Annotated in this window: 15 protein-coding genes; 2 read left to right on the top strand and 13 right to left on the bottom strand. The window is 68.1% G+C overall.

All coding sequences use genetic code 11. The annotated features are described in order from the left end of the window. Nucleotides 1-5: 5 nt before the first annotated feature. Together nusA and rimP are read right to left on the bottom strand one after the other, a co-directional pair. Complete coding sequence (gene nusA / locus ACGFK1_RS03500; protein WP_393425599.1) at nucleotides 6-1,049, bottom strand: transcription termination factor NusA; 1,044 nt, start codon at nucleotides 1,047-1,049, stop codon at nucleotides 6-8. Beyond that, on the bottom strand, nucleotides 1,046-1,579 hold the full coding sequence (gene rimP / locus ACGFK1_RS03495; RefSeq protein WP_393425596.1) for a ribosome maturation factor RimP: 534 nt from the start codon (nucleotides 1,577-1,579) through the stop codon (nucleotides 1,046-1,048). Before rimP ends, nusA begins: the two co-directional genes overlap by 4 nt. 146 nt (nucleotides 1,580-1,725) lie before the next feature. Between rimP and ACGFK1_RS03490 the strand changes: the two genes are divergently transcribed. Together ACGFK1_RS03490 and ACGFK1_RS03485 are read left to right on the top strand one after the other, a co-directional pair. Next, nucleotides 1,726-2,238, top strand: a complete 513-nt coding sequence (locus tag ACGFK1_RS03490; protein ID WP_393425593.1) for a hypothetical protein — start codon at nucleotides 1,726-1,728, stop codon at nucleotides 2,236-2,238. After that, nucleotides 2,235-2,702, top strand: coding sequence for a ferritin-like domain-containing protein (locus ACGFK1_RS03485; protein WP_393425590.1), 468 nt, complete (start codon nucleotides 2,235-2,237; stop codon nucleotides 2,700-2,702). Before ACGFK1_RS03490 ends, ACGFK1_RS03485 begins: the two co-directional genes overlap by 4 nt. A 3-nt stretch (nucleotides 2,703-2,705) precedes the next feature. Here ACGFK1_RS03485 and ACGFK1_RS03480 read toward each other — a convergent pair whose 3' ends face one another. The 11 genes from ACGFK1_RS03480 to mqo form a co-directional block, all read right to left on the bottom strand. Beyond that, nucleotides 2,706-4,448, bottom strand: coding sequence for a proline--tRNA ligase (locus ACGFK1_RS03480; RefSeq protein ID WP_393425587.1), 1,743 nt, complete (start codon nucleotides 4,446-4,448; stop codon nucleotides 2,706-2,708). An 11-nt stretch (nucleotides 4,449-4,459) separates the two neighbouring features. After that, nucleotides 4,460-5,455: an ABC transporter permease gene (locus ACGFK1_RS03475; protein ID WP_393425584.1), complete on the bottom strand. Its 996-nt coding sequence runs from the start codon at nucleotides 5,453-5,455 to the stop codon at nucleotides 4,460-4,462. 7 nt (nucleotides 5,456-5,462) lie between these two features. Continuing rightward, the gene (locus ACGFK1_RS03470; RefSeq protein ID WP_393426334.1) at nucleotides 5,463-6,134 is read right to left on the bottom strand and encodes a VOC family protein; all 672 of its coding nucleotides are present in this window, start codon (nucleotides 6,132-6,134) and stop codon (nucleotides 5,463-5,465) included. Then, nucleotides 6,134-7,639: an MFS transporter gene (locus ACGFK1_RS03465; RefSeq protein ID WP_393425581.1), complete on the bottom strand. Its 1,506-nt coding sequence runs from the start codon at nucleotides 7,637-7,639 to the stop codon at nucleotides 6,134-6,136. Before ACGFK1_RS03465 ends, ACGFK1_RS03470 begins: the two co-directional genes overlap by 1 nt. A gap of 57 nt (nucleotides 7,640-7,696) precedes the next feature. Beyond that, nucleotides 7,697-9,181, bottom strand: a complete 1,485-nt coding sequence (locus ACGFK1_RS03460; RefSeq protein WP_393425578.1) for an MFS transporter — start codon at nucleotides 9,179-9,181, stop codon at nucleotides 7,697-7,699. Between the two features lie 129 nt (nucleotides 9,182-9,310). Further along, nucleotides 9,311-10,537, bottom strand: coding sequence for a uroporphyrinogen-III C-methyltransferase (cobA, locus tag ACGFK1_RS03455; RefSeq protein WP_393425575.1), 1,227 nt, complete (start codon nucleotides 10,535-10,537; stop codon nucleotides 9,311-9,313). Continuing rightward, on the bottom strand, nucleotides 10,534-11,883 hold the full coding sequence (locus ACGFK1_RS03450; protein ID WP_393425571.1) for a cobyrinate a,c-diamide synthase: 1,350 nt from the start codon (nucleotides 11,881-11,883) through the stop codon (nucleotides 10,534-10,536). Before ACGFK1_RS03450 ends, cobA begins: the two co-directional genes overlap by 4 nt. Nucleotides 11,884-11,988: 105 nt before the next feature. Beyond that, nucleotides 11,989-12,603, bottom strand: coding sequence for a cob(I)yrinic acid a,c-diamide adenosyltransferase (gene cobO / locus ACGFK1_RS03445; RefSeq protein ID WP_393425568.1), 615 nt, complete (start codon nucleotides 12,601-12,603; stop codon nucleotides 11,989-11,991). 10 nt (nucleotides 12,604-12,613) lie between these two features. Then, nucleotides 12,614-14,437 (bottom strand): magnesium chelatase subunit D family protein, encoded by a 1,824-nt coding sequence (locus ACGFK1_RS03440; RefSeq protein ID WP_393425565.1) that lies wholly within the window; start codon nucleotides 14,435-14,437, stop codon nucleotides 12,614-12,616. Beyond that, nucleotides 14,434-14,892: a GNAT family N-acetyltransferase gene (locus tag ACGFK1_RS03435; RefSeq protein ID WP_393425562.1), complete on the bottom strand. Its 459-nt coding sequence runs from the start codon at nucleotides 14,890-14,892 to the stop codon at nucleotides 14,434-14,436. The genes ACGFK1_RS03440 and ACGFK1_RS03435 overlap by 4 nt, the downstream gene beginning before the upstream one ends. Then, a complete protein-coding gene (mqo, locus tag ACGFK1_RS03430) occupies nucleotides 14,889-16,412 on the bottom strand; it encodes a malate dehydrogenase (quinone) (protein ID WP_393425559.1) in 1,524 nt (507 codons plus the stop codon). Before mqo ends, ACGFK1_RS03435 begins: the two co-directional genes overlap by 4 nt. Nucleotides 16,413-16,457: the final 45 nt, after the last annotated feature.

Raw genomic sequence — 16,457 nt, 5'->3', positions numbered from 1 at the left:
GGCGTTTACCGGTCGCGGGCCGCTCCATGGGCCGGATCCGGCTTTGAAGTCGGCCTATCGGCTGGAACAGCGTCGCTTCGGATGTCGATCCGCCAGCCGGTCAACCTGGCGGCCAACCGCGCGTTCTGGCCCTCCTTCCCGATCGCCAGCGACAGCTGGAAATCAGGCACCACGACACGGGCGGCGCGCGCCGCCTCGTCGATGACGGTCACCGACACCACCTTGGCGGGCGACAGCGCGTTGGCCACAAACCGGGCCGGGTCCTCGTCGTAGTCGATGATGTCGATCTTCTCGCCGGACAACTCACTCATCACATTGCGCACCCGCTGCCCCATCGGGCCGATGCACGCACCCTTGGCGTTGAGGCCGGGCACCCGCGACGTCACCGCGATCTTGGAGCGGTGGCCCGCCTCGCGCGCCACCGCGACGATCTCGACGGACCCGTCGGCGATCTCGGGAACCTCAAGCGAGAACAGCTTGCGCACGAGGTTGGGATGGGTGCGCGACAACGTGATCAACGGCTCGCGGGCACCGCGGGTGACGCCGACGACGTAGCACCGCAACCGGTCGCCGTGCTCATACCGCTCACCGGGCACCTGCTCGGCGGCGGGAATCACACCCTCGGATCCCTTGGTCTCACTGCCCATTCGGACCACGACCAACCCGCGGGCGTTCGCGCGCGCGTCGCGCTGGATGACGCCGCCGACGATGTCGCCCTCGCGGGCCGAGAATTCGCCGTAGTTCTTCTCGTTTTCCGCGTCACGCAACCGCTGCAGGATCACCTGGCGGGCGGTCGTCGCGGCGATGCGGCCGAAACCCTCAGGGGTGTCGTCCCATTCGTGGATGACGTTGCCGTCGTCGTCGGTCTGACGCGCCAGCACCTTGACCACGCCGGTCTTGCGGTCGATGTCGATGCGGGCGTCGGCCTCATGGCCCTCGGTGTGCCGATAGGCGGTCAGCAGCGCCGACTTGATGGTTTCCACGACGACGTCGACGGAGATGCCCTTGTCGGCCTCGATGGCGTGCAACGCCGCCATGTCGATGTTCACGCTGAAGCCTCCTTCCCCCGTTGGCCCGCCAGCTCCAGCTCGCGCTGGCTTGGCGGCGAAAACTCAACCTGCACAACGGCTTTGGTAATCGCGTCGACTGGAAGTTCACGGACCGAAAAGTCCGCTCTGGCACCTTCGCGAACCACGAGTCGCACAGTGCCGTCACGGATTTCGCCGAGCCGTCCGATCAGTTGCGAGCCGTCGGAGAGCGTGAGGTCGACCTTGCGCCCGCGGGCGCGCCGGAAGTGTTTCTCGGTGGTCAGCGGTCGGTCGACGCCAGGCGAGGTGACTTCAAGGACATACGGCGCAGTTTCGATGCGGTCGAGCACATCGGAGGCCGAGCGCGACAGCGCAGCAATCGAATCAAGATCGAGTGGTTGGTCGCCGTCGGCGACGACGGTGATCCGGGGTGGGCGCGCGGCGGTGTCGATCACCACGTCTTCGATCTCGTAGCCCGCCCGCGCGAACTCTCCGTCGAGTAGCTCGAGCACCTGTTTCTGCGACGGTAATCCCGCAGACCACTCCGTCACGGCGAGCTCCTCATCTTGAATTGTCCGGACACGATTCCGCGCGGCGCAGCTTGGAACCGTCTATCAACGATACGCCAGCGCGGCCGCCGCAAGCCGCAAACGCGCACCGGCGTCCAGCGAATACGCAGCCCGCGCGCAATGGCAGGATGTTGCACGTGCCGAGCTTGCCGCCGACCGTGAGCAGACGACAAATATTGTTCTCAGCCACAGTGTTGGCCCTGCTCGGCGGTGCTGCCGCGGGGTGCGGAGAGCCTCCGCCGCCACCCGAGGTCGGCGAACTCGCCGCGCAACTCGACCGTGCGCGCGCCGACAGTCAACTGGCCAGCGACGCCGCATCGGCCACGCCGCCGCCGCCGACAGCTCAAGCGTTGACCGCGGTGGCTTCCGAGCGGGCGGCCCATGCGCAGGCGTTGTCCGACGAACTCGTGCGGATGGCGGGCAGCAAGGCGCCGACGGCGACGTCGACCACCACCACCGCACCGGCCGCCAAACCGCCCACCACGGCGGACGTGATAGCGGCGCTGCGTCAGTCCGCCGACACCGCTACCGAATTGGCGACCACACAGTCCGGCTATCGCGCAGGCCTGCTGGGCTCCATCGCCGCCTCGTGCATCGCGGCCTACACCGTCGCGCTGGCCCCGGCAAAGGCCGCGCAATGACGTCGCCACAGCCCTCCCCCGACAGGCCGGCCAATGCAGCGGACGGCGCACTGTTCGACGCGATCGCCGCCGAGCACGCGACCATATACGGCTATGGGTTGGTGTCGGCGCATTCGACGCCGGACGTCAACGACCTGGTGTCGGCCGCGATGGCCGAGCACCGGGACCGACGAGAAGCGGCCATCGCGCTGCTCGAGGCACGCTCGATCGACCCGCCGCTGCCTGCCGCCGGCTATCAGTTGCCGACCAAGGTGGGCAATCCGACCGCGGCCGCCAACCTCGCGGTGCGCATGGAACAGGACGACGCCGTCGCGTGGCGCGCCGTGATCGAGCAGGCAGGCGACGACAAGACCAGATCCTTCGCGGTGACCGCGCTGGCGCAATGCGCGGTGCGGGCGGCCCAGTGGAGCAAGGTGCTCGGCATTTCGCCGATCACCGTGGCGTTTCCCGGCGGCAGCGAATAGCCGCTACGCGGCGAGCGCCGCCGAGATGTCGGCCGCCGCGTTGGCGACCGGGATCTCGCGCGTCTCGCCGGTGAACCGGTTACGCAGCTCGACGACGCCGTCAGCCCAGCCGCGGCCCACGACGATGATCCACGGCACGCCGAGCAGCTCGGCGTCCTTGAACTTCACCCCGGGGGATGCCTGCCTGTCGTCGAGCAGGATCTCGACGCCCAGCCGGTCCAACGCTGCGGCGAGTTCGGCGGCGCCGGCGCGCGCGGCCTCGTCCTTGTTGGCGATCACCACATGAGCGTGGAACGGCGATACCGACGATGGCCACCGAAGGCCCAGCTCATCGTGGTGCTGTTCGGCGATGACGGCCACCAGCCGGGACACGCCGATCCCGTAGGAACCCATGGTCAGCCGGACCGGCTTGCCGTCCTCGCCGAGCACGTCGACCTCGAACGCGTTGGTGTATTTGCGGCCGAGTTGGAAGATGTGGCCGATCTCGATGCCGCGGGCCGAGACGAGCGGTCCTGCGCCATCGGGCGACAGATCGCCGTCGCGCACCTCGGCCGCCTCGATCGTGCCGTCGGCGATGAAGTCGCGTCCCGCGACCAGGCCCACCACATGCTTGCCGGGCTCGTCGGCGCCGGTGATCCATGACGTGCCGACCACCACCCGCGGGTCGACGAGGTAACGAACTCCGTTGGCCATCAACCCCTTCGGCCCGATGTAGCCCTTCGCCAGGAACGGATACTTCGGCCAGTCGGCATCCTCGAGCAGCGCGTACTCAGCGGGATCCAGCGCGGCAGCCAACCGCTTCTCGTCGACCTCGCGATCACCGGGCACCCCGACTGCGAGCAGCTCCCAGTCGCCGCCGGGCCTTCGCGTCTTGAGCACCACGTTCTTCAGGGTGTCCGCAGCGGTCACCTCGCGGTCCAACACGGAATTGGCCCAGGCCACGAGCGTGGCGATCGTCGGGGTGCCAGGGGTGTCGTACACCTTGGCTTCGGGCTGCCCTTCGACCGGCAACGGTTCGGGCACGGCGGTCACGACGGCCTCGACGTTGGCGGCATATCCCGATTCCAGGCACCGCACGAAGGTGTCCTCGCCGATTTCGCTTTCCGCGAGGAACTCCTCGGATGCGCTGCCGCCCATCGCGCCCGACACCGCGGAGACGATCACGTAACGGATGCCCAGCGCGGTGAAGATCCGCTGGTATGCCTCCCGGTGCCGCAGGTATACCGCCTCGAGCCCGGCGTCGTCGACGTCGAAGGAATACGAATCCTTCATCACGAACTCGCGGCCGCGCAGGATGCCCGCGCGCGGCCTGGCTTCGTCGCGGTATTTCGTCTGAATCTGATACAGCAGCACAGGAAAGTCCTTGTAACTGCTGTACTCGCCCTTGACCGTCAGCGCGAACAGCTCTTCGTGCGTCGGGCCAAGCAGGTAGTCGTTCTTGCGCCGGTCCTGAAGGCGGAACACGCCGTCGCCGTATTCGGTCCACCGATTGGTCACTTCGTACGGCCCCTTGGGCAACAGCGCGGGAAACAGAATTTCCTGTCCGCCGATGGCATTCATTTCAGCGCGCACGATCCTCTCGATCTTGCGCAGTACGCGCAGGCCGAGCGGCAGCCAGCTGTAAAGCCCAGGACCGATCGGGCGGACATAGCCGGCCCGGATCAGCAGCTTGTGGCTGGGCACCTCTGCGTCGGCGGGGTCGTCACGCAGGGTGCGCAGGAACAGCTCGGACATGCGGGTGATCACAGCGGGTCAGCTTACTGACGTGGGTGCTTGACGACCGCCGAGCCCACCAGCGTCAGCGTCGCACCGCCGATGATCCACACCGCGAGCACGACGATCGGATGGGTGAGGCCGTGCGCGTCGAAATAGACGATGCGCCGAATGGCGTCGGTGCCCGCGCCGTTGGGCAGGTAACTGCTGATCGCCCGCCAGAGCGGCGGCAGCAACGGTGCCTGGTACGCACCGCCTGCCGACGGGTTGCCGAGGATCACGAAGATCACCGCGGTCAGCGCGATGCCGATGACTCCGAACAGCGTCTGCAGCGCGATCGTCACCGTGGCAGCCGAAAGTGTCACCAGCACACCGATTACGGCGACCGGCCAGAAGTGGCCGTCGAGCGCGCCGAGCATCGGTCCGGCGATCGTCGCGCCGCCAAGACCGGAGACCAGCGCATACGGCAGTGTCGCGCCCAGCCGCCATCGCGCCCGCGGCAGCGCGGCCGGACGCGAGCCCTTGGCGACACCGAGCATGGCCGCGAACAGGCAGCCACCGACAGCCCAGCCGATGACGAGGTAGAAGCCGGACAACCCACGCACATCCCCGCGGCTGAGCGGCACGAGGTCTTGCACGGCCACGGTGCGGCCGTGCTGTTGTGCGGCGAGGGTGAACAACTGCTCGGCGGCGGTCGCGACGGACGTCCCGCCGCCGGATGCGACCAGCAGCGAATCACGGGTTCCCGCGCGGCTGACCACGTAGACCGCGGAGGTCTCGCCACGGCGCAGTGCCTGCCTCGCCTCGATCTCGTGGTTCGACGCGGTGGCATGCACCGGTTCACCGGACACCGCGTTGAGTTGGTCGACCAGCTGATCGGCGACCTGCGGCGGCGCCACGACGGTCACCGGAATCCGGTGCGGCTGCGGCGAGTGGAAGGCGCCGAGGTAGGACAGGATGAACGCGAACTGCAACACCAGCACGCCGACACCAAGCAGCAGCGTGCGCGGCGTGATGGCGTCGCGGAGGCGGTCGGCCACAGCCACGTCAATCGCGGCCCTGCCATGTGCACACGCATGCCTCGTTGCCCTCGGGATCGGCGAGCACCCAGAACGCGGGCGCGGCGGCGTCGGACAACAGCCTGCCGCCCGCGGCGATCGCCGCATCGACGCGCGCCCTGGCCGCCCGGTGCGGCACGTCGACGTCCAGGTGAATCCGATTGCGTTGCGGTCGAGGCGTTTTCATCTGCTGGAACCAAATCGCGGGTGCCAGCCCGGCGGGGTCGATCAGCGCCGCGTTCAGTTCGGAACCCGGTTCGTCGACGTACCCGGTGACCGCCTTCCAGAACGGCCGGACCAGTGGTATGTCGATGGCGTCGATCGCGATCTCGAGTGCCTGCACGGTGCCGGGCCCTGGCCGCCACCCCCGCGACTCCAGTACGCCCGACACCTGGTGGGCCAACCTGATGTCGCGGCCGGTGACCCGGCAGCCATCGGCGGACTGCAGGCGCAGCACGGCGCGATCCGCGCGGATGTCGACGGTCAGATGCCCTTGGCCGTCGCGGCCTGCGGCCGAAACCGCAAGTGCCGCAACCTCCGTCGCCTCGGCCAGCGTCGAGGCGGGCACCTCTGCGCAGATGGCGCCGAGGATCAGGCACCAGCCTGCCGGGTCGACCGCGGCGGAGATCTGCTGCCGCGTCGGTCTCGCGTCGTCGTCGATCACAGCTCACCGGCTTCCACCGCGTCGCGGGTGTGCTGCGCGGTGGCGATCTGGCGCGCGGAAAAGCCGATCCAGAACGCGGCGACACCGACGATGACCGCGATGCCCGCCACCCACAGCAGCGAGTAGGTGTAGCCGTGACCCAGCGCGTCCAACTGCGCGGGCGTCATGTCCTTGACCGGTCCGGTCGTTCCACCCAGCCACAAAGTGCGCGACGTCTGCACGGCCTGGATCACCACCAACACCAGCGGTCCGCCGAGGTTCTGCACCATCAGCGTGATCGATGACACCGGGCCGATCTCGCGCGGACCGACCTCGGCCACCGCGCACAGCGGCAGGATCACCGCGATCATCCCGATGCCGAATCCGCCGACGACGATCGGGGCGAACAGGTCAGGGAAATACGGGATGCTGCGATCGAGCGTCGAACCGTAGAGCATTGCGCCGAGAACGAAGATCCCGCCGCCGATGATCAGCCAGCGCGGCGCGACGTGCGGGGCCAGTCGGGCCGCCGCAGCGCTGCCGATGCCGAACGCGATCGCGAACGGGATGAAGCCGACGCCCGCCTTCAGCGCCGAATAGCCGAGCACGTCCTGCACCAGAAGTCCGATCATCACGGTCAGCGTCAGCAGTACCCCGCCTGCCAAGAACAGCGAGACGAACGTCATCACCCGGTTGCGGTTGTCGAACACCGAGAACGGCACGATCGGGTGCTCGGCCGTGCGCTCGACGATCAGGAACGCGATGAAGAACGCCGCCGAGGCGATCCCCGCGCCGATCACCCACGGGTCGACCCAGGCGCGCGGCGGCCCCTGCGTGAACACGAACACCGCCGATGTGCAGCCCAGCGTGGCCAGCAGCGCACCGGTGACGTCGAGCTTGAGTCGTTCGTGATACGTCTCACCCAACCGGAACACCGCGATCGCGATTATCGCGATGCCGATCGGCACGTTGATGAGGAAGGCCAACCGCCACGAGATCACCGTGAGCGCACCGCCGAGCACAAGGCCGAGCACCGAACCGATGCCCTGCATCGCCGCCGACACCGCGAGGGCTCTGTTGCGGGCTTCGCCGACGGCGTATGTCGTCGCGATCAGGGCCAGGCCGGTGGGCGCCGCCACCGCCGCGCCCGCCCCCTGCACAGCGCGGGCCGCGATCAGCGTGGCCGGGTCGATGGCCAGCCCGCAGACCAGCGAGGCGATCGTGAACACTCCGACGCCGGACAGGAACGCCCGTTTGTGGCCGATCGCGTCGCCCACGCGACCGCCGAGCAGCAGCAGCCCGCCGAACGTCAGGACGTAGGAGGTGATGACCCAGCTCTTGGTCGCGTCGGAGAGGTCCAACTCGGCCTGCATGCGCGGCAGCGCGACGATGACGATGGTGCCGTCGAGCGTGGACATCAGCTGCATGCCGGTGATCGCGATGATCGCGACGCCGAGCACCGACGACGAGAGTGGTTGCGCAGCGGGCGCCGCGGAGCGCTCAGTCGACTCCCCGGCAGACATGGCTTGCCAGCCTACCGAGGCTCAAATCGATAAAGCTCGCTCACACCCAATGTCGAGCTAAAGCTCTCCGCTGTCGATCGCGTCCTTGACTTCCTGCGCGTGCGCCACCTGCTCGGAGGTGTAGCCGATGAACAGCGCCACCGCGCCGACGATCACCGCGACCGCGGCCACCCACAGCAGCCCGTAGGTATAGCCCTGGTCGAGGGCGTGCAACTGCGTGCTGTCCATGTTCTTGACCGGCCCGGTGGTGCCACCGAGGTACAGCGTGCGCGACGTGATGACCGCCTGGATCACGGCCAGCACCACCGGCCCGCCGAGGTTCTGCAACATCAGCGCGATCGCCGACACCGGTCCGATCTGGTCGAAGCCCACTCCCGCGATCGCGGACACGGTCAGCGGAACGACGATCATGCCGATGCCGAAACCACCGACCGTGATGGGCAGCACCAGGTTCGGGAAGTACGGGATGCCGCCGTTGAGCGTCGAGCCGTAGAGCATCGCCCCGAGCACCAGCACGCCACCGGCGATGACCAGCACCCTTGGCGGGAACAGCGACACCAGATGCGACGACAGGCCGAGGCCGACGCCGAGCGCGATGACGAACGGGATGAAGCCGACACCCGCCCGCAACGCGCTGTAGCCCATGATGTCCTGCACGTACAGGCCGATGAGCACCGTCAGCGTGAACATCACGCCGCCGGCGAGGAAGACCGCGGCGAAGGTCGCCACCCGGTTGCGCTCTTTGAAGAGTTCGAAAGGCACGACGGGGTTTTCCGCGGTGCGCTCGACGTAGAGGAACGCGATGAAGAAGGCGAGCGCGGCCACTCCTGACCCGACCGTCAACGGCTTGAGCCAGCCATGTTCGGGGCCCATCGAGAAGCCGAACACCGCGAACGTGCACGCCAGCGTCGCAAGAATCGCGCCGGCCGCGTCGAGCTTCAGCCGCTCCCGGTGCGTCTCGCGAAGCGTGGTGCGTGCCAGCTGGATCATCAGCAGGCCGATCGGGATGTTGATCAAGAACGCCCACCGCCAGGACACCTCGGTCAGTGCGCCCCCGACGATCAGGCCCATCACCGAGCCGACACCGGTCATCGCGGCGAAGATCGCGGTGGCGGCGTTGCGCGCAGGTCCCTTCGGGAACGTGGTGGCGATCAGCGCCAGCGCCGTCGGCGATGCGATCGCCGCGCCGACCCCCTGCAGCAGTCGCGCGGTGACCAGTGTCGCCTCGTTCCACGCCAGCCCGCACAGGATCGAGGCGATGGTGAACAGCGCGACACCGGCGATGAAGGTGCGCTTGCGGCCGATGGTGTCGCCGAGCCGACCGCCGAGCAGCATCAGGCCGCCGAAGGTGAGCACGTAGGCGGTGATCACCCAGCTGCGACCGGCGTCGGTCAGGCTGAGCTCATCCTGGATCTTAGGAAGCGCGACGATGGCGACAGTGCTGTCCATGGTGGCGAGCAGCTGCATGCCGCCGATGGCGATCACCGCGGCGACGAACCGTCGCGACGGCAGCCAGGCTGGGGACCTGCCCGTTTGCCCCATTCCCGTGTGCTCCACGTGCAATGGACGCCCCCTGTTAGCCCCGCCCTCGGCATCGCGGCGGATGGCAGCTCGCTCTGCGTCGTTGAGAGCCGTCATAGCTGGTTACCTTACAGTAATCTTAAGAATCCTTTAACCGGCGAAGGCCGCTACAGACCCGATCACGATGATCGCGGGCGGCCTGATGCCCTCCTCACGAATGCGATCAGACGCGTCGGCGAGCGTGGCGCGCAAAGTTCGCTGTGCGGACGTCGAGCCGTGCTGCACGACGAGCACCGGCGTATCCGCAGGTCGACCGCCCTCGAGCAACGCCTTGGCGAACAGTTCGATGCGCTCGACGGCCATCAGCAACACGATCGTGCCTGACATCGCAGCCAGCGCATTCCAATTCACTAACGATTCGGGGTGGTCGGGCGCAACGTGGCCGCTGACCACCACGAATTCATGCGTGACATGCCGATGGGTGACCGGAACGCCGGCCAGCGCGGGAACTGCTATGGCACTTGTCACACCCGGCACCACGGTGACGGGAATCCCGGCGTCGGCACACGCGATCACCTCTTCGTACCCGCGCGCGAACACGAACGGATCGCCGCCTTTGAGCCGGACGACGAACTTGCCTTCCTTGGCCCGGTCGATCATCACTTCGTTGATCGCGTCCTGGGCCATCGCGCGGCCGTACGGGATTTTTGCCGCATCGATGACCTCGACGTGCGGCGGCAGTTCGGCCAACAGTTCCTGGGGTGCCAGCCGGTCGGCGACGACGACGTCGGCATGCGCCAGCAGCCGCCTGCCTCGCACGGTGATCAGCTCAGGGTCGCCGGGTCCCCCGCCGACCAGCGCGACGCCGCCCTGCACCACCCCCGGCGTCTCCGCCGTGATGACACCCTGTTGCAGCGCCTCGTGGATGGCCGATCGGATGGCCGCCGACCGGCGGTGCTCACCGCCGGCCAGCACTCCGACGGACAGCCCTTCGTATTCGAATGAGGCCGGTGTGACCGCAGTGCCCTCGCGGGCGATGTCGGCGCGCACACAGAAGATGTGCCTGCGATCGGCCTCGGCGACGACGGCGGCGTTGACGGCCGGGTCGTCGGTGGCCGCGATCACATACCAGGCGTCGTCGAGGTCACCGTCGCGAAACTCCCTCAGCGTCAACGTGATTCCTGGCATGCCTTCGACGGCAGGGGTGGCGCTGCGGGTGATCACGTGCACATCGGCACCGTTGGCGATCAGCAGCGGCAGACGGCGCTGCGCAACGGTGCCACCGCCGACGACGACGACCTTCTTGCCGGCCAGGCGCAGGCCGACGAGGTAGGCGTTCTCCGAGGTCGTTTCGCCCCTCGCGTGCGCGGAAGTCACCCGGCGAGCTTAGAGGCTGCGGCCGTGGTGACGAAGCGGGAGATCGCCTGCGGATGCGCGGCCGGGTGGGTGTGCAGATACGACGCGTGCACGCCACGGTCGACGGCGCCGTCGCGGACTCCCCCGGCGAACATCCATGCGGGCGGGTAATCCTCGGCGAACGAGACTGTGGTGCGGTGAAATTCGTGACCCATGGCGCGGTCACCGACGGCGTGCAGCGAGGATTCGGCCACCGCGACGACCTCCCGGTAGCCCAGCGCCAGCCGATCGGTGAACCGGGCGGATCCGGACAGCACACCGCACATCGGATGCCCGTCGAGGTCGTCGACCAGATACGTCAATCCCGCGCATTCCGCCTGGATCGGGGCGCCGCGGGCAGCCAGCTGATGGATCTGCTGGCGGACAACGTCGTTGGCCGAAAGGTCGACGCCGAACTGTTCGGGGAATCCGCCGGGTATCACGATCGCATCGGTCGACTGCGGCAGCGGAGCGGTCAGCGGGTCGAATTCGACGACGTCGGCGCCCGCCGCGCACAGCAGTTCCCGGTGTTCGGTGTAGCCGAACGAGAATGCCTTGCCTGCCGCCATGGCGACCGTGACGTTCGCGGCCACGGGTTCGGCGACGGCGGGCTGCCATGGCTCGTCGGCCACCCTGCTGCCCGCCACGGCCGCAATGCCCGCGAGATCGACGTGCCTGCTCACCAATTCGGTCATCGCGTCGACGGCGGCTCTGGCCTGTTCGCCGTGCTCGACAGCGGTGACAAGGCCGAGATGCCGGGACGGCACGGCCAGCGCGTCGGCGCGCGGGATGGCACCGAACACCGGCACGCCCGCGTGCCCGCAGGCCTGCCGCAGCACCTCCTCGTGCCGCGCCGAGCCGACGCGGTTGAGGATGACCCCGGCAATGCGCACCGACTGATCGAACGTCGAAAAGCCATGCAGCAGAGCCGCAATGCTGTGGCTCTGCCCCCTGGCGTCGACCACCAGGACCACCGGGGCGCCCAGCAGCGCGGCGACATGTGCCGTGGAACCCTCGGCCGTCACACTGTCGGTGATGCGGCCGTCGAACAACCCCATCACGCCCTCGACGACAGCAATGTCCGCATCCGCGCTGCCGTGCCGGTACAGCGGGCCGATCAGTGAATCGCCCACCAGCACCGGGTCCAGGTTGCGGCCGGGCCGCAGCGCGGCGAGCGCGTGATAACCGGGGTCGATGAAGTCCGGGCCTATCTTGAACGGCGCGACACGCCGCCCCGCGCGCCGCAATGCACCCATCAAACCCGTTGCGACAGTGGTCTTTCCACTTCCCGACGCAGGAGCGGCAACGACCACCGCAGGCGTACTCACGTCACCCCTGCCCGCGAGTGACCGTGTCTGCACGCCGACACGCCGCAATTGTTGGCAATTCGAGGTCGTCCCCTACTCACGTGTGGGCCCTCGCGCCGGTCGACCTCACCACTCGATGCCCTTCTGGCCCTTGCGGCCCACGTCCATCGGGTGCTTGACCTTCGTCATCTCGGTCACCAGGTCGGCCGCGTCGAGCAACTGCTGCGGCGCATCGCGCCCAGTGATCACCACGTGCTGCGTACCTGGCCGGTCGGCCAACGTTGCGACTACCTCATCGACGTCGATCCAGCCCCACTTCAACGGATAGGTGAACTCGTCGAGCACATAGAAGCCATGCCGCTGCTCGGCCAGCCTGCGCGCGATCTCGGCCCAGCCGTCGGCGGCGGCCGACGCGTGGTCGACCTCGCTGCCCTGCTTGCGCGACCATGACCACCCCGAACCCATCTTGTGCCACTCGACCGGCCCACCCGCTCCGTGCTCGTCGTGCAACCGTCCGAGTGCACCGAATGCGGCCTCCTCGCCGACTTTCCACTTCGCGCTCTTGACGAACTGGAACACCGCGATGTCGAAGCCCTGATTCCAGGCCCGCAGCGCCATGCCGAACGCCGCAGTCGACTTGCCCTTGCCTGCGCCCGTGTGCACTGCGAGCAGCGGCGCGTTGCGACGGGCACGCGTGGTCAGGCCGTCGTCGGGGACGATGAGCGGTTGACCCTGTGGCATCACGGCCTCCTTACGCGGCGGTGCGCACGACGTCGGTGAGTGCGTCGGCCCGCAGATGCGCCAACCGCACCGCGGGGGCGCCCAGCTGGACGGCCAACTGCTCGGCCAAACCCAAACGGACATACGACGTTTCGCAATCCACGACGACAGCCGCTGCGCCCTCTGCGACCAGTAGTCCTGCGGCGGTTCGCGCGCGGCCCAGCGGGTCGGGGCCACCGGTCGCGCGCCCGTCGGTGAGCACGACGACCAGGCTGCGGCGCGCTCTGTCACGCGCCTTCTCCCGCACCACCACATCGCGGGCGGCCAGCAACCCTTGCGCGAGAGGCGTTTTCCCACCGGTGTCGAAGCGCGTAAGCCGTCTGCTCGCGATGTGCACCGACGACGTCGGCGGCAACAGCAACCGGGCCTCCTGCTGCCGGAACGTGATCACCGCGACCTTGTCGCGGCGCTGGTACGCGTCGCGCAGCAACGACAGTGTCGCACCGCCGACCGCAGACATCCGGTCACGCGCCGCCATCGAACCTGAGGCATCGACGACGAAGATGACCAAATTGCCTTCGCGCCCTTCCCTTATCGATCGCCGCACATCGCGTGCTTCTGGACGCGGCCGTCCTGCCCGCTGCTGACGGCCCGCGGCGGCCAGCAGTGTCCCGAATACATGCACGCCGTGGCCCGCATCCCAGTCCTGCGTCGCCGAGATCGCCTTTCCGGTGCGGTTGCGGGCCCGCGACCGGCGACCCGGCGCGCCTTCGCCAACGCCGGGTACCACAAGCGCGCGAGTCCGGAACACCGGTGAGGGCGCCGCGCTCGGCCGCGACTGTGAACCCGAATCACGTTGCGGCATCGAGTTTTCTGTGCCAGTTTCTGATCCGCCCCCGCCCGGTGGATCCGGATCGGGCTCCGGCTCGTCGGCCGATTCGCCTGCTCGGACCATCGCGTCGTCCAGCTGTTGCTCATCCAGCCCAGGGTCGTCGAACGGATCGCGCCGCCGCCTGTGCGGCAGCGCCAGTTCGGCGGCCACCCGAATGTCCTCTTCGGTCACCGTGTCGGCGCCGCGCCAGGCCGCGTGCGCGACCGCGGTCCGCGCAACCACAAGGTCGGCCCGCATACCGTCGACGTCGAACGCCGCGCACAGCGCCGCAATGCGACGTAACTCGTTGTCCGGCAACTCCACTGTCCCCACCAACGCACGCGCGCCCGCCACCCGGCGGGCCACCTCGGCGTCCGCCTCGGCATACCGGTCGGCGAACCCGGCCGGGTCGGCCTCGAACGCCATCCGCTGCCGAATCACCTCCGCGCGCACCTCGACGTCGCGGGAGGCCTGCACGTCGACGGTCAGCCCGAACCTGTCGAGGAGCTGCGGGCGCAGTTCGCCTTCTTCGGGATTCATCGTGCCGATCAGCACGAAACGCGCTTCGTGACTGTGTGAAACGCCGTCGCGCTCAACGTGCACCATGCCCATCGCGGCGGCGTCGAGGATCACGTCGACCAGATGATCGTGCAGCAGGTTGACTTCGTCGACATACAGCACGCCACCGTGCGCGCGGGCCAACAGGCCCGGCGAGAATGCGTGCTCCCCGTCACGAAGGACCTTCTGCAGATCCAGCGAGCCGACCACCCTGTCCTCGGTCGCACCTATCGGCAACTCGACCAGTGCCGCTCCGTCGATTTCGTCGAGCACATGCGCCAACGCGCGGACCGCTGTCGACTTCGCGGTGCCCTTCTCCCCGCGGATCAGCACGCCGCCGATCTCCGGCCGCACCGCGCACAGCAGCAGCGCCAACCGCAGCCGCTCATGGCCGACGATCGCGCTGAACGGATAGCTCGGTGTCACGTGTGCGCGCCCGCCTTGATCATCGGCACGTGAGGGATGCCGTCGTCGAGGAACTCCTCGCCGTCACGGACGAAGCCGTGCCTGCTGTACATCTCCGCGAGGTAGGTCTGCGAGTTGATCCGGCAGGGATAGTCGCCGACTTCTGCCAACGCGGCCTGCAGTAGCCGGTTGGCGTGGCCGTGGCCGCGGGCGCTGCGTTTGGTGCAGACCCGGCCGATGCGGAAGCCCTTGTGCCCTCCGGGATGTTCCTCCATCAGCCGCAGCGTCGAGATCACTTCGCCGTCGGGACCTTCCAGCCAGAAGTGGCGGGTCTCGGCGTCCAGGTCACGACCGTCCAGCTCCGGATACGGGGTGGCCTGCTCGACCACGAACACCTCGACACGCAACTTGAGCAGCTCATAGAGCGTCGCGGCGTCGAGGTCCTTGGCCCAACTGCGGCGCAGCGCGACGGTCACTGCGCGGCCACCGGCGTGTTGCTGACGGAATCCAATTGCTTATCCAACCCCAGTACCTTGGTGCCCCACGACCAGACCTCCTCGAACAGCGACGGTTCCTTCGACAATTCGGTGCCAAGCGAGGGCACCATCTCTTGAAGCTTGGGCGACCACGTCGGATAGCGGTCGGGAAAACAGCGCGCCATGACGTCGAGCATCGCAGGCACCGCTGTCGATGCGCCCGGCGAGGCACCCAGCAGACCGGCGATCGTTCCGTCGCCGGCGGCCAGCACCGACGTGCCGAAGTCGAGCACTCCGCCGCGGCCCTTGACCCGGCGGATCACCTGCACCCGCTGCCCGGCGACGTCCAGCTCCCAGTCGGATTCGACTGCGGTGGGCAGGAATTCGCGCAACGCGTGCACCCGTTCGGAGTGTGACTGCACGAGCTGACCGACCAGGTATGTCACGAACCTCGCCTGCGACGTCGCGGTCGTGACCATCGGCAACAGGTTGTTGGGCCGCACCGACGACGGCAGATCGGTGACGCTGCCGTGCTTCAGGAATTTGGGCGACCACCCGGCGAACGGCCCGAACAGTAGCCATGGTTTGCCGTTGATCACCCGGGCGTCCAGGTGCGAACCGGCCATCGGCGGTGCACCCGGCGGCGGCAAGCCGTACACCTTGGCGCGGTGCGCCGTGGTCAGCTCGGGCTCGTCGCTTCGCAGGAACGCGCCGCCGACCGGAAAACCGCCGAATCCGTTGGCCTCGGGAATCCCCGACTTCTGCAACAGCGGAATGGTGCCGCCACCGGCACCGACGAACACGAACTTCGCCGTCAGCTTGCGCTTTTCCCCGGTGCGGCGGTTGGCGACCGACAGAGTCCAGCTGCCGTCCGATTGCTTGGTGAGATTTCGCACTTCGTGGCCGAACAGGGTGGCCATGCCCCGCGCGGCGCCGTAGCCGATCAGTTGCGCTGACAGCGCCCCGAAGTCGACGTCGGTGCCGTCCTGCGCCCACGCCAGCGCGACCGGTTCGGACGGATCGCGCCCGCCGGCCATCAGCGGTAGCCGCCGCGCGAATTCGTCGCTGTCCTCGATCAACTCCATCGAGGCGAACAGCGGATTGCCGACGAGCGCGTCGTGCCTGCGTTTCAGATAGCCGACCGGCCCAGCCCCCCGCACGAAACTGACGTGCGGAATCGGATGCAGGAAACTGCGGACGTCGGGCAACAGCCCATTTTCGACGGCGTACGCCCAGAACTGCCGGGTCACTTGAAATTGCTCGTTGACCTGGACCGCCTTGCTGATCTCGATAGAGCCGTCGGGGCGCTGCGGCGTGTAATTCAGCTCGCACAGCCCAGCGTGGCCGGTCCCGGCGTTGTTCCACGCATAACTGCTCTCGGCCGCCACCCCGTCCAAGCGCTCGATCAGCGTGATCGACCAGTCCGGCTCCACCTGCCGCAGCAGCGCACCCAGCGTGGCGCTCATGATGCCGGCGCCTACCAGCACGACGTCGGCCTGCGCGGTCTTCGGGTCAGACATCGCTGTTCAGGCTATCCCGCCGGGGTCGGATCCTGATCGGCCCGG

It is taken from the genome of Mycobacterium sp. NPDC048908 (assembly GCF_043197955.1).
Classification (GTDB): Bacteria; Actinomycetota; Actinomycetes; order Mycobacteriales; family Mycobacteriaceae; genus Mycobacterium.
The sequence above is the reverse complement of the archived record's forward strand: the minus strand, read 5'-3'. Positions and strand labels throughout refer to the sequence as shown.